Here is a 14277-nt window from a genome sequence, read left to right as displayed (position 1 = left end):
ATTTCTGTATTTTTTTGTTTTTTTAGAAATTCATTATAATAAATTTGAACTTAGTTTGAGAGGAATTATCTTAATGGGAGATAGTTATGAGTAAATTAAGAATAATGATTAAATGAATTAGTTAAACTTAGGTTTAATCCTAATTGAATTTTATTTTTATTTAGTTAATTATTTTTATTGCGTACGTAATTGCTGGAGGATATCCATGACAGAGAATAATTGGAAATTAGTTGATGCATTTTTTGACAAATATGATTTAGTGGATCATCATATTAAGTCATACAATGATTTTGTGAATAATAGAATTCAAAATATCATTGATATTACCGAACCTATCACTTTAGATGATGGTAAATACACTTTAAAAACTGGTAAAGTACGTATTGAAAAACCATCAAATAAAGAGGCGGACGGTTCTTATAGTGAAATCGATCCAACTGAAGCGAGACTTAGAAATTTAAACTATTCTGCAGACATGTACCTTGAAATGGCTTTAAATGGAGAAGGAGAAGATAATGAACTTGAAGAAGTATACATTGGTGAATTACCGGTCATGCTTAAATCTGACATTTGCCATCTCAATGGACTTGGTCGTGAAGAATTAATTGAGAAACATGAAGACCCTCAAGATTTAGGAGGATACTTTATTGTAAATGGTTCTGAAAGAGCTGTTGTTACAATGGAAGAAATCGCTCCAAATAAAATTATTCTTGAGCGTTTTGATGAACCTGAAGACAGACATGCAAAAGCTGTTGTTACTTCTATTAAAAGTGGTTTCAGAGCAAGAATCACTCTTGAATATAAAAAACCACGTAAAAATGGAGTATTTTTAAGAATTTCATTCCCTTACCTTCCAGGTGAAATTCCATTAGTTATTTTATTAAGGGCTCTTGGATTAGCCACTGATGAAGAGATTATTACAGCGATTTCAGATGATAATAACTTCCAAATGATGATTGCAGACGATTTACAAGTATCTTCTGAATCATTAAAATTAGATCAAAATGAAATGGATGGCATGTCTTTTGATGAAAGAAGGGATTATTTGCAGCTTGCCGCCATTAAATATATTGGTAATAGAGTAGCAAAAAATATGCCTAAGGATTATCGTTTAAAACGTGCTCGTGATGTTGTAAATCGTTATTTATTGCCTCACATGGGTACTGAAGAGGAAAGATGTTATGATAAGGCTATATACTTAGCTGAAATGACTGAAATGTTATTAGAAGTCATTGAACAAAAAAGAGAGCCCCATGATAAGGACCACTATACAAATAAAAGACTCAGAGTTTCTGGAGATTTAATGGAAGATTTATTCAGAGTTGCATTTACAAACTTAACTAGGGATATGAGTTATCAACTTGAAAGAAGTCTTTCTCGTGGTAAAGAGCTTTCAATTAAACAAGCTGTTAGAAGTGATGTTTTAACTGAAAATATTAAACATGCTATTGCTACCGGAAATTGGGTTGGTGGAAGAGCTGGTGTAAGTCAATTATTAGACAGAACCAGTTATATGGGAACCCTTTCTCATTTAAGACGTGTTGTATCTCCGTTAACAAGAAGTCAACCTCACTTTGAAGCAAGAGATTTGCACCCAACTCAATTTGGAAAAATATGTCCAAACGAAACCCCAGAAGGACCTAACTGTGGTTTGGTAAAGAACTTGGCTTTATTGTGTAATATCTCTGAAGGTTCAGATGAACAAGAGATTATTGACGTGATTGAAGCAATGGATGTTGAATTGATCAAGGAGGTGTGATGTTGTCTAGAATTAAAAAACCTACTACTGATGAAAGAAAAGCATTCTATTACTTTGGATTTGATGCTATAGTTTCTTACAATGAAATTATTGGCAGAATTGAAGAATTAAAAGAAGTTGCTGCTAGCAATGATAAATTTGTAGAAAGAGTTAATGAACATGCTGAAAATATTGAATTGTATTTTGATTCTGATGAAATGAAAAACGACGATTCAATTTTTGAACAATTTAATAAAGATAAACGTAGACAAAAATGGCAATCTTATAAAAAGGATTTCAAGGGTTTTGAATTTTCAGCTGATGAAATTTCTAGTGAATCAACAGATATTAAACCTGTAGAAGAAGAACTCACCAACACTACAGACTCTGTTGTGGAAGATGAGGATCTAGTTGATGCTATTGCACCTGCTGGTGATGAAGAAGAAATCATTGTTGAAGATGTTGAGGATAGAAAAGAAATCGCTCTTCCTCCGAGACAGAATAAACTTCATCAACCTAGGCGGGGTCAAACTAAAATTTACATTAACGGTGAACTTTTAGGTTATTGTAAAGATCCAGTAAACTTCACTAAGGAAATGAGAGAAAAAAGAAGAAATGGGGAAATCTCATATGAAATGAATATTACTTACTATGAGGATAACAATGAGATTTACATATTCAATGACCCTGGCAGAGCAAGAAGACCGTTAATCATCGTTAAAGATGGAATTCCATTGTTAACTGATGATCATTTGAACAAAATCGCAAATGGCAAACTTAAATGGGATAATTTAATTGAAAATGGTCTTATTGAGTATTTAGATGCTGAAGAAGAAGAAAATTCATATATTTCAATGAATTTAGCAGGATTAAATGAAGACCATACTCACTTGGAAATCGACCCGGCCACTATGCTTGGTATTTGTGCAGGAATTATTCCATTCTCAGATCACAACTCTTCTCCAAGGAATACAATGGAAGCAGGTATGACAAAACAAGCTTTAGGATTATATGTTTCTAACTATGCATTACGTACTGATACTAGAGCCCACTTATTACATCATCCTCAAACTCCAATTGTTAAAACACGTATTATAGATTCAACTAATTATGATTTAAGGCCATCTGGTCAAAACTTTGTTGTAGCATTAATGTCTTATGAAGGATATAACATGGAAGATGCAATGGTTATTAACAAAGGTTCTCTTGAAAGAGGACTTGCAAGATCTTCATTCTTTAGGGCATATGATACTTCAGAGAAAAGGTATGCTGGGGGTCAAGTAGACAAATTCGAAGTGCCTGATAAAAATATTAAAGGGTACAGGTCTGAAGAATCCTATAGAAACTTAGATGAAGATGGTGTTGTAAATCCAGAATCATATGTTGAATCTGGGGATGTTTTAATCGGAAAGACTTCACCGCCAAGATTCTTAGAAGAAGACTTTGGTACTGTTGCAGATAGGAGAAGGGAAACTTCAGTAACTGTAAGGCATGGAGAAAAAGGCATTGTCGATGCAGTACTTTTATCTGAAACTGTCGAAGGTTCAAGATTAGCTAAAATCAGAGTAAGAGATACCAGACAACCTGAATTCGGTGATAAATTTGCATCCAGACACGGTCAGAAAGGGGTTATTGGTTTAATATTGTCTCCTGAAGACGTACCATTTACAGAATTTGGTGTTGTGCCTGATTTGATAGTCAACCCTCACGCGATTCCGTCTAGGATGTCTATCGGTCAAGTATTGGAAATGGTTGCAGGTAAAGCAGGCTGTCTTGAAGGAGAACGTGTAGATGCAACCCCATTTAACCAGGCACTTGAAGATGAAATCAAAAAACAACTTATTGATAACGGATTTGAATCAGCAGGATGCGAATCCTTATACAGTGGAGTAACTGGCGAAAGATTAGATGCTGAAATTTTCGTTGGTGTTGCATATTACCAGAAATTACATCATATGACTACTGATAAAGTTTATGCTCGTTCAAGAGGTCCAGTGCAAGTACTTACACGTCAACCTACTGAAGGTAGAGCACGTGAAGGTGGTTTAAGATTTGGAGAAATGGAAAGAGATTGTCTTATTGCACATGGTGCGGCTTTAACCTTAAAAGAAAGACTTCTTGATGAATCTGACAAATATGAGGCCATAGTTTGTGAAAACTGTGGCATGTTAGCTGTATTCGATAAAAATAAAAATAAAAAATACTGCCCTATTTGTGGGGATGTAGAAACTTATCCTGTTGAAATTTCATACGCATTTAAATTATTATTAGACGAACTTAAGAGTTTATGTATTTTCCCTAAATTAGTTTTAGGAGACAAAGCATAATATAAATTATTAAAGGAGCCAATACATTGAAAGGATTTATAAAAAAAATTGAGCAAATCAACTTTGGGCTAATGTCTCCTGAGGATATTCGTGCCATGTCTGTTGTGACTGTTGAAACTCCTGATACTTATGAGGATGATGGTTTTCCTATTGAAAAAGGTTTAATGGATCCTCGTTTAGGTGTTATTGATCCAAGTTTAGTTTGTAGAACTTGTGGATTTAGAGGTGGGGATTGTCAAGGACATTTCGGCAGTATTGAACTTGCAAGACCAGTTATTCACATTGGTTTTGGTGATATTATTCACAAAATTTTACGTTCAACTTGTAATGAATGTGGCCGTGTTCTTTTAAACGATGAACAAATCGCATATTTCACTGAAAAAATTCAGGAAGCAATGGATAATCGTGAAAGTTTGAGTAGTATCTTAAAAGAAGTTTATAAAGTAGCTAAACGGGAATTAAAAACAATGCCTGATGAAGATGAGGAAGTTGACCCTAAATATTGTTGTCCTCATTGTGGCGCACCTCAAGAAGCAATTGTATTAGATAAACCTGTTACTATTCGTCAAGGTGATTATAAATTAACCGCTTCTGAAGTCCGTGAAAGACTTGAAAGAATTACTGATGCTGATTCTTTTGTTTTAGGTGTAAACCCTGAAGTTGCAAGACCTGAATGGTTAGTTTTAACCGTATTGCCTGTTCCACCAGTAACTGTAAGGCCTTCAATTACATTAGATACCGGTGAGAGATCTGAAGATGATTTAACTCATAAATTAGTAGATATTTTACGTATTAATCAACGTTTACTTGAAAATATGGAAGCTGGAGCTCCACAATTAATCGTTGAAGACTTATGGGAATTATTACAATATCACGTTACTACTTACTTTGATAATGAAGCTAGTGGTGTTCCGCCTGCAAGACACAGATCTGGAAGACCTTTAAAAACTTTAACTCAAAGACTTAAAGGTAAAGAAGGACGTTTCCGTTCTAACTTATCCGGTAAACGTGTGAACTTTTCTGCACGTACTGTAATTTCTCCAGATCCAAATATCAGTATTAACGAGGTCGGAGTTCCAGAAATGATTGCAAAAGAAGTAACAGTACCGGTTTATGTAAATGAATGGAACATTGATGAAATGATTAAATACATTAAAAACGGATCTAATGTTCACCCTGGTGCAAATTATGTAATCAGAACAGATGGAAGAAAAATCAGAATACGTAATGAGGAAACTATTGAATTAATTCTTGAACAGTTAGAACCTGGTTTCATCGTAGAAAGACATTTAAAAGATGGGGATATGGTTTTATTCAATCGTCAGCCTTCATTGCACAGAATGAGTATGATGGCACATGAAGTTAAGGTTTTACCTTATAAAACTTTCAGATTAAACTTATGTGTATGCCCTCCATACAATGCGGATTTCGATGGTGACGAAATGAATATGCATGTATTCCAGACTGATGAATCAAGAGCGGAAGCTAAATCATTAATGCGTGTACAAGAGCACATTTTGTCTCCAAGGTTCGGAGGACCAATTATCGGTGCTATTCACGACCACATTAGTGGAGCATACTTGTTAACTCGTGATGGAGTTGAATTCACAGAAGAACAAGCTTTACAGATTATCAGAAAATCTCACTTAGCACTACCTGAATTCAAAGGTGGGCAATGGGTTTTAAAAACCGGGCTTGATTTAAAATCTGATAGTGAAATCCCTCAGGATATTGAGGAATCTTACATCTACAAAGATAAAGGTGCAATGTGGACAGGTAAAGAACTGTTCTCATTATTATTACCAAATGATTTAAATTTATCTTACAGTGCTGAAATTTCTAAATGTCCTGCAGTATACCCTGAAAGTGATGAAACCGTTGTTATTAAAAATGGTATTCTCAAACAAGGTGTAATTGATGAAGCTGCTTATGGTTCATTTTCAGGTAAAATCTTAGATAAAATTGTTAAAGAATATGGTCCTGGAAGAGCAAAAGACTTTTTAGATAGATCAACCGATTTAGCTATCTGCGGAATCATGAAAACAGGAATTACAACTTCCTTAAATGATGAAGAAATTCCTGAAGAGGCTAAAGACCGTATTAATGAGCACTTGGATAAAAAGATGGCCGAAGTAGATAAACTTGTAGAATCTTACGAAGAAGGGTATCTCCAAGCTTTACCTGGCAGAAGTTTAGAAGAAACCTTAGAGATGAAAATTATGCAAGTTCTAGGGGAAGCTAGGGACATGTCTGGTAGTATTGCTGAAAATTACCTCACTATGGGTAAACAATCTGATGATGATCCATATGAACATGTAATGGCAATTGAAAACCACTCTGTAGTAATGGCACGTACTGGTGCAAGAGCATCCATGTTGAACCTTACTCAAATTACCGCTTGTGTAGGACAACAAGCGGTTAGGGGTGGACGTATTGAAAGAGGATACTTAAACCGTACATTACCTCACTTTAAAAAAGGTGAGTTAGGAGCAAAGGCGAAAGGATTTGTACACTCAAGTTATAAATCTGGACTTGACCCTATTGAGTTCTTCTTCCACGCAATGGGAGGAAGAGAAGGTCTTGTAGATACAGCTATTCGTACTGCTCAATCTGGTTACATGCAAAGAAGACTTGTAAATGCGCTTCAAGATTTAAAAGTAAAACCATCTGGACTTGTTACCGATAATCAGGGCAATGTTATCCAAACCATGTTTGGGGAAGATGGGGTGGATCCTGCAAAATCAGACTTTGGTAAACCAGCTGAATTAAATAAACTCATTGATGAAATAAGAATGGAAAGCAAATAGGTGTAACTATGGATGATATTGAAACTAAAGTAATAGAAACTATTACTCAGCTTAATGATGATGAAAATTTAGGTATTGATTTTCCAGAAAGTTATATTGAAGATTTATCAAAAGCTTATATTAAAAGTGAGTTAACTGACGATGAATTAGCTGAACTTATCAGGAAACTTAAACAAGCCTATGACCGAGCTCACGTTGAAGCTGGCGAGGCTGTTGGAACAGTAGCTGCACAGTCTGTAGGTGAACCTGGTACTCAGATGACTATGCGTACTTTTCACTATGCAGGGGTAACTGAGTTAAACGTAACATTAGGTCTTCCAAGACTTATTGAAATTGTTGATGCAAGAAAAGATATCGCTACTCCAACCATGAATATTTATTTTAATGAAGAAAAACGTAACGATGAAGAATTTGTCAAAACTTTAGCCAATCAGATTGGTAAAAGTACCATAAATGATATTCTTTTAGATTTCAACTTAAACTATGGTACTATGGAAGTTGAAGCGAAATTAGATTCTAAAAAGATCGAAGAGAAAAGACTTGACCGAGAAGAGATTAATAGAGCAATTGAAAAACATTTCAAAAAAGCCGATATCAATGGTGATAAAGTTGTCATTCCTTCTTCAAAATCTGACAAATCTGATTCCAAATTCGAAATTCGTGAACTTCGTTTATTAGCAGATAAAGTTCGTGATTTACAAATTAGTGGTATTAAGAATATAGGTAAAGTCATTATCCGTCGTGATGATAAAGAATTTATTATACATACCGAAGGTTCAAACCTTAAAGAAATTCTGGATATGGATGGTATTGACTATATTAGAACCACTACTAACAATATTCATGAAATCGGCGAAGTTTTAGGTATTGAAGCAGCTCGCCAATCAATTATTAATGAAGCTCAAAATACCCTTTCTGAACAAGGTCTTAGTGTTGATGTAAGACATATCATGTTAGTTGCAGATATTATGACTTCTGAGGGTCATGTCAAATCCATTGGAAGACATGGTATTAGTGGTGAAAAATCAAGTGTTTTAGCTCGTGCAGCTTTTGAAGAAACAGGTAAACATTTACTTAACGCAAGTATTCGTGGTGAAGTGGATGATTTAACAGGTATCATCGAAAATATTATTATTGGACAACCAATACCTCTTGGTACCGGTTCCGTCGGTGTCAAAATGGATTATAAAAATGAATAGGAGGCTAGATGATGGACGTAGATAGAGGAATCAGGGTTGCTGTTGACACTGGAGATGTAACATTAGGCTCTGAAAAATCAATTCAATCTTTAAAATTAGGAAAAGGCCAACTTGTAGTAGTTGCTGCTAATGCTCCTAAAGAAATTATTGAAGATGTTGAATATTATGCAAATCTTTCCGAAATTCCATCCGTTGTATATGATGGAAGCAGTGTGGATTTGGGTTCTGTTTGTGGTAAACCTTTCACAGTTGCTACATTAATCGTAAACGATCCAGGAGATTCTACAATATTAGACGATTTGAGGTAGATTTAAGTGTCTATTAAATTTAGTGCAAATGAAATCAGATTCATAGCTCTTTTTGAAAATATGACTGGAGCAATGGTAAAGGATTGCATTATCGATGATGAACGTGGAAAAGTCACATTTGTAGTTAAAAATGGTGACATGGGACTTGCAATTGGTAAAAAAGGAAGTTCCGTATCTAAAGTTCAAAGAGCAGTTGATAAAGGTATTGAAATTGTAGAGTTAGATGATGATCCAATACAATTTATTAAAAATTGTTTATCTCCTGCAAAATTACAATCTGTTAAAATATCTCAAAAGCAATCTGGTGAGAGAATAGCTATTGTCACGACAGATAATGTCAATAAACGTATCGCTATCGGTAAGAACGGAATCAATATTGAAAGAGCTAAATTATTAGTGAATAGGCAATATAATATTGATAATATTATTTTAAAATAGCTTTTGAGCTATTTTTTAATTTTTATTTTTTTCATTTGTTTTTTTTTTAAAAATTTTTTTTTATTTTATTTTCATGCTAAAAATGAATACATTTATAAATGTGTATTAATATAAACTATCATAAGATATCTGTACTTTTTATAACATGACTATGTGTGCTTTTTGTCAATGTTTTGAATCATATTTCAAGATATCTTCTTTTAGGTAAATTATTTTATCTAATTAATTATTATCACTGATTGATATCTTTGAATTTAGATTGTACTATGGGGATAATAGTATAAATCGCAGCGGTGGATTCTTAGATATATTTTTAACAAAAAATTCGAGGAAAAATTATGCCAGGACTTTTTGCTGCAAAAAAACTTAAAAAGAACAGACAAAATTTTAAGTGGAAAGATGTAGATTATAAAAGGAAAGCTTTAAGATTAGATGTTAAAGCAGATCCTTTAGAAGGAGCTCCTCAAGCAAGAGGAATTGTAATTGAGAAAGTGGGGATAGAAGCAAAACAACCTAACTCTGCTATTCGTAAATGTGTACGTGTTCAGTTAATCAAAAACGGTAAACAATTGACTGCTTTTGCACCAGGTGACGGAGCTATTGGTTTTATCGATGAACACGATGAAGTAATGATTGAAGGAATTGGAGGGCCGTCTGGAAGATCCATGGGTGATATTCCTGGAGTCCGTTGGAAAGTTTCCAAAGTTAATAATGTAGCTTTATCAGAAATGGTAAGTGGAAAAATAGAGAAACCTGTAAGATAAGGTGGTTAAATTTATGAGTAAATTATTTAATAAATGGGATCTCGATGAAGTAAAAGTTGAGGACTTAGGTTTAGTAAAATATATCTGCTTAGATGAAACTTTAGTTCCACATACTTCTGGTAGACATGTAAAAAGGCAATTTGCAAAATCTAAAGTATCTATTGTTGAAAGATTAATGAATAAAGTAATGAGAACTCATCTCAACTCTGGTAAGAAAAACAAAGCTTACAATACTGTTAAAGAAGCTTTAGAAATTATTAATAAGAGAACTAAAAAGAATCCTGTTCAGGTTTTAGTTACTGCAGTTGAAAATACTGCACCTCGTGAAGAAACTACTCGTATTAAATACGGAGGTATTGGATATCAGGTTGCTGTAGATATTTCTCCGCAAAGAAGAGTTGACCTTTCATTAGGATTCTTGACTAGAGGTACTTTACAATCTTCATTCAAAAACAGAAAATCTGTTGCTGAATGTTTAGCTGATGAATTAATTCTTGCTTCTGAAGGAGATTCAAGAAGCTTCGCTTTACAAAAAGCTGAAGAGAAAGAAAGAGTTGCTAAAGCAGCACATTAATCATATCATATTTTAGGTGGTTATTTTGAGTAGAAGAGACAAAATGATTGCAAAAATCAAAGAATTAATGTATGAACCTGAACAAATCAGAAATATTGGTATCTGTGCTCATATCGATCACGGTAAAACCACTTTATCAGATAACCTTCTTGCAGGTGCAGGAATGATTTCCGAAGACCTAGCTGGTGACCAAAGATTCTTAGATTTTGATGAACAAGAACAAGCTCGTGGTATTACTATTGATGCAGCTAACGTATCTATGGTACACGATTACAAAGAAAAAGAATATTTAATTAACTTAATTGATACTCCTGGTCACGTTGACTTTGGAGGGGATGTAACTCGTGCAATGAGAGCTGTAGATGGTGCAGTAGTTGTAGTTTGTGCTGTAGAAGGTATCATGCCTCAAACTGAAACTGTATTCAGACAAGCATTAAAAGAAAATGTAAAACCTGTATTATTCATCAACAAAGTTGACAGATTGATCAACGAGTTAAAATTAGAACCTGAAGAGTTACAAAACAGATTCTTAAAAATCTTCATGGAAGCTAATAAATTAATTAGAAACATGGCTCCTGAAGACAAAAAAGAGGAATGGAAATTAAATTTCACTGATGGTAGTGTAGCATTCGGTTCCGCATACCACAACTGGGCTATTAATGTTCCAACTATGCAAGAAACAGGAATCAACTTTAAGGATATTATTGATTACTGTAATGCCGATAATGAAAAAGAACTAGCACAAAAAGTACCATTATCTGATGTATTATTGGGTATGGTAGTGGAACACTTACCTTCTCCTAAAGAAGCTCAAGAATACAGAGTGCCTAACATTTGGGATGGAGACATTGACTCTCCTGCTGGCGAATGTATGATAAATACTTCTCCTGATGGACCTTTAGCAGTAATGGTTACCAACGTGTCTGTAGATAAACACGCTGGTGAAATCGCTACTGGTAGGGTATACGGAGGAGCTATTGAAAAAGGTACAGAAGTATACCTTGTCGGTTCTCACGGAAAATCTAGAGTGCAACAAGTTGGTGTTTACTTCGGTCCTGAAAGGGTTAATACTGATAGGGTTCCTGCAGGTAACATTGTATATGTCGCTGGTGCAAAAGGAGCTATTGCTGGTGAAACTTTATGTTCTCCTGAAGACAAAATTAAAGAGTTCGAAGGTTTGGAACACATTTCAGAACCTGTAGTTACTGTAGCTGTAGAAGCTAAAAATACCAAAGACTTACCAAAATTAATTGAAGTATTAAGACAAACTGGTAAAGAAGATCCTACAGTTAAAATTGATATTAACGAAGAAACTGGCGAACACTTAGTCTCTGGTATGGGTGAACTTCACTTGGAGGTTATCGGTTACAGAATCAATGACAAAGGTGTAGATATCACCACATCAGAACCGATTGTTGTATACAGAGAAACTGTAAGACAATTATCTCCACAAGTTGAAGGTAAATCCCCTAACAAACATAACAGATTCTACATTACTGTTGAACCTATTGAACCTGAGCTTTACGATGCAATCCAAAATGGCGAAATCAAAGATGGTAGAGTAAAAGGTAAAGAATCAGCTAATGACTTCATGGAACATGGTTTAGAAAAAGATGAAGCCAGAAGAGTTTGGGCTGTTCACAACAGAAGTATTTTCCTTAACATGACTCGTGGTATTCAATACTTAGATGAAGTTAAAGAGTTATTACTTGAAGGATTCGAATCAACTTTAGAAAACGGTCCATTAGGAAATGAAATTTCCATTGGATTAAAATTCAAACTCCATGATGCAAAACTTCACGAAGATGCGATTCACAGAGGACCTGCTCAAGTATTGCCTGCTATCAGAAACGCTATCTTAGGTTCCATGATGCTTGCTGAACCTGCATTACTTGAACCAATGCAAAAAGTAGTCATTGACACTCCTAATGATTACATGGGGTCATGTACTCGCGAAATACAAAACAGAAGAGGTCAAATTGTTAACATGGGTCAGGAAGGAGACATGGCAAGAATTGAATCTAAAGTTCCTGTAGCTGAAATGTTTGGTTTTGCTGGGGATATTAGATCCGCTGCTGAAGGCAGATGTTTATGGTCTACTGAAATTGCAGGATTTGAACCACTTCCACGTGAAATGCAAAATCAAATCGTAAAAGAAATCAGACAAAGAAAAGGCTTATCTGCAGAACCATTCCCTGCAAGCCACTACTTAGGTGATTTATGAAATTAAAATTTTAATCTTTTAATTTTTTAATTTTTTTAAATTTTTATTAAAATACATGAAAAAAACATTATCTTTTTATATGTTAAAAAACATATAAGGAATTTAAGCTATCATTTAAGCTTATTGTTAATATTATTAAAGAGGTTATATAATGGCAAAAGAAAAAGAACATCTTAACTTAGCATTTATTGGACACGTTGACCACGGAAAATCCACTTTAGTTGGACATTTATTATTAAAAGCTGGTGCAATTGCTGAACAACAATTAGACGACGGTGAAAACAAATTCAGATTTGTTATGGACAAATTAGGGGAAGAAAGGGAAAGAGGAGTAACTATCGATTTAGCTCACCAAAAATTCTCCACTAAAAAATACGACTACACTGTAGTAGATTGTCCTGGACACAGAGACTTCGTTAAAAACATGATCACTGGTGCTTCCCAAGCAGACGCTGGTGTTTTAGTAGTTGCAGCAGATGACGGTATTATGCCTCAGACTAAAGAACACGTATTCTTATCCAGAACTTTAGGTATTAATCAATTAATCGTTGCAATTAACAAAATCGATTTAGTCGATTACTCTGAAGACAAATACAATGAATTAAAAGAAGAAGTTAGTAACTTAATCAAAACCGTAGGTTTCAATCCTAAGGATGTACCTTTCATCCCATTATCTGCATTTGAAGGGGACAACATTAAAGAAGCAAGTGAAAACACTTCTTGGTACAAAGGCGACAGTTTAATTGATGCTTTAGATAAATTAACTCCACCTGAAAAACCTACTAATTTACCTTTAAGAATTCCTATTCAAGATGTTTACTCCATTACTGGTGTAGGAACTGTACCTGTAGGAAGAGTAGAAACTGGTTTAATGAAAAAAGGAGACAATGTTATCTTTGAACCTTCTGGAGCTTCCGGAGAAGTTAAATCTATCGAAATGCACCACGAAGTATTCGATGTAGCTGAACCTGGTGATAACATTGGTTTCAACGTAAGAGGTGTAGGTAAAAACGATATCAGAAGAGGAGACGTAGCTGGTCACATCGACTCTGCTCCTACTGTTGCTAAAGAATTTGATGCTCAAGTTGTTGTTTTACAACACCCTGGTGTAATTACTGTTGGATACACTCCAGTATTCCACTGCCACACTTCCCAAGTAGCATGTACTTTCTTAGAATTATCTAAAAAATTAAACCCTGCTACCGGTGCTGTTGACGAAGAAAACCCTGACTTCTTAAAAACAGGTAATGCAGCTATTGTTAAAATTAAACCTACCAAACCAATGTGTCTCGAAAATGCAAAAGAAATCCCTCAAATGGGTAGATTTGCTATCAGAGATATGGGTCAAACTGTTGCTGCAGGTTTATGTCTTAATGTTACTTCAGCTAAATAAGTTTGTAAACAATAATTAGAAAGTAATTTTTACTTTCTTTTCTTTTTGTTTTTTGGAGGAGAATAAATGAATCAAGCAAGAATTAAACTCACTGGAACTGATCCAGAAAAATTAGCATATGTTTGCGATCAACTTAAAAAAATCGCTGAAAGAACTGGTGTTGATTTGTCTGGTCCGATTCCGTTACCTACTAAAAAATTAGTAGTACCAACAAGAAAATCTCCTGATGGAGAAGGAAAAGCTTCTTGGGAAAAATGGGAACTCAGGATTCATAAACGTTTAATCGGTATTGGAGCTGATGAACGTGCTATGAGACAAGTTATGAAAGTCAACGTTCCTGATAATGTAAGTATTGAAATCGAACTTAAAGGTTAAATATTTAGATTTTTTCTAAATATTCCTTTCTATATGCCGAGATAGTCTAGTCTGGTAAGGCGCAGGACTTGAAATCCTGTGAGGGTTTCCTCGCCTGGGTTCAAATCCCAGTCTCGGCGTTTATATTTAT

The 14277-nt window shown here is 34.6% G+C and carries 11 protein-coding genes and 1 tRNA gene; all 12 read left to right on the top strand.

Annotation, left to right across the window (positions count from 1 at the left end; genetic code table 11):
• Positions 1-205: 205 nt before the first annotated feature.
• The 12 genes from Q9969_RS05235 (at position 206) to Q9969_RS05180 (ending at position 14266) form a co-directional block, all read left to right on the top strand.
• Positions 206-1759, top strand: a complete 1554-nt coding sequence (locus Q9969_RS05235; RefSeq protein ID WP_305514795.1) for a DNA-directed RNA polymerase subunit B'' — start codon at positions 206-208, stop codon at positions 1757-1759.
• A gap of 2 nt (positions 1760-1761) precedes the next feature.
• Positions 1762-4065, top strand: coding sequence for a DNA-directed RNA polymerase subunit B (gene rpoB / locus Q9969_RS05230; RefSeq protein WP_342766057.1), 2304 nt, complete (start codon positions 1762-1764; stop codon positions 4063-4065).
• A 26-nt stretch (positions 4066-4091) separates the two neighbouring features.
• Positions 4092-6872, top strand: coding sequence for a DNA-directed RNA polymerase subunit A' (locus tag Q9969_RS05225; RefSeq protein ID WP_305555154.1), 2781 nt, complete (start codon positions 4092-4094; stop codon positions 6870-6872).
• A gap of 8 nt (positions 6873-6880) precedes the next feature.
• Positions 6881-8071: a DNA-directed RNA polymerase subunit A'' gene (gene rpoA2, locus Q9969_RS05220; protein ID WP_305514800.1), complete on the top strand. Its 1191-nt coding sequence runs from the start codon at positions 6881-6883 to the stop codon at positions 8069-8071.
• 8 nt (positions 8072-8079) lie between these two features.
• Positions 8080-8379, top strand: coding sequence for a 50S ribosomal protein L30e (locus Q9969_RS05215; RefSeq protein WP_305514801.1), 300 nt, complete (start codon positions 8080-8082; stop codon positions 8377-8379).
• 6 nt (positions 8380-8385) lie between these two features.
• Complete coding sequence (locus Q9969_RS05210) at positions 8386-8817, top strand: NusA-like transcription termination signal-binding factor (protein ID WP_305514803.1); 432 nt, start codon at positions 8386-8388, stop codon at positions 8815-8817.
• Positions 8818-9155: 338 nt separating this feature from the next.
• Positions 9156-9581 (top strand): 30S ribosomal protein S12, encoded by a 426-nt coding sequence (locus Q9969_RS05205; RefSeq protein WP_004033029.1) that lies wholly within the window; start codon positions 9156-9158, stop codon positions 9579-9581.
• Positions 9582-9594: 13 nt separating this feature from the next.
• On the top strand, positions 9595-10155 hold the full coding sequence (locus tag Q9969_RS05200; protein WP_305514810.1) for a 30S ribosomal protein S7: 561 nt from the start codon (positions 9595-9597) through the stop codon (positions 10153-10155).
• A gap of 25 nt (positions 10156-10180) precedes the next feature.
• Positions 10181-12379 carry an elongation factor EF-2 gene (locus Q9969_RS05195; RefSeq protein WP_305514812.1) on the top strand — a complete coding sequence of 733 codons (2199 nt, stop codon included), beginning with the start codon at positions 10181-10183 and terminating at the stop codon, positions 12377-12379.
• Between the two features lie 151 nt (positions 12380-12530).
• Positions 12531-13772 (top strand): translation elongation factor EF-1 subunit alpha, encoded by a 1242-nt coding sequence (gene tuf, locus Q9969_RS05190; RefSeq protein WP_305514813.1) that lies wholly within the window; start codon positions 12531-12533, stop codon positions 13770-13772.
• Positions 13773-13838: 66 nt separating this feature from the next.
• Entirely contained in the window at positions 13839-14147 is a 309-nt protein-coding gene (gene rpsJ / locus Q9969_RS05185; protein ID WP_042691424.1) for a 30S ribosomal protein S10, read from the top strand.
• Between the two features lie 35 nt (positions 14148-14182).
• Positions 14183-14266 (top strand) — tRNA-Ser (locus Q9969_RS05180).
• Positions 14267-14277: the final 11 nt, after the last annotated feature.

Origin of the sequence: Methanobrevibacter sp. V74, from assembly GCF_963082495.1 — an archaeon.
Classification (GTDB): domain Archaea; phylum Methanobacteriota; class Methanobacteria; order Methanobacteriales; family Methanobacteriaceae; genus Methanocatella.
This window is presented reverse-complemented; position numbering and strand designations above follow the sequence as displayed.

What these genes read in the sequence shown, in the direction of transcription:
- Q9969_RS05235 (WP_305514795.1), top strand. Translation starts at nt 206, where the DNA reads ATGACAGAGAATAATTGGAAATTAGTTGATGCATTTTTTGACAAATAT.
- rpoA2 (WP_305514800.1), top strand. Translation starts at nt 6,881, where the DNA reads ATGGATGATATTGAAACTAAAGTAATAGAAACTATTACTCAGCTTAAT.
- Q9969_RS05215 (WP_305514801.1), top strand. Translation starts at nt 8,080, where the DNA reads ATGATGGACGTAGATAGAGGAATCAGGGTTGCTGTTGACACTGGAGAT.
- Q9969_RS05205 (WP_004033029.1), top strand. Translation starts at nt 9,156, where the DNA reads ATGCCAGGACTTTTTGCTGCAAAAAAACTTAAAAAGAACAGACAAAAT.
- Q9969_RS05200 (WP_305514810.1), top strand. Translation starts at nt 9,595, where the DNA reads ATGAGTAAATTATTTAATAAATGGGATCTCGATGAAGTAAAAGTTGAG.
- tuf (WP_305514813.1), top strand. Translation starts at nt 12,531, where the DNA reads ATGGCAAAAGAAAAAGAACATCTTAACTTAGCATTTATTGGACACGTT.
- rpsJ (WP_042691424.1), top strand. Translation starts at nt 13,839, where the DNA reads ATGAATCAAGCAAGAATTAAACTCACTGGAACTGATCCAGAAAAATTA.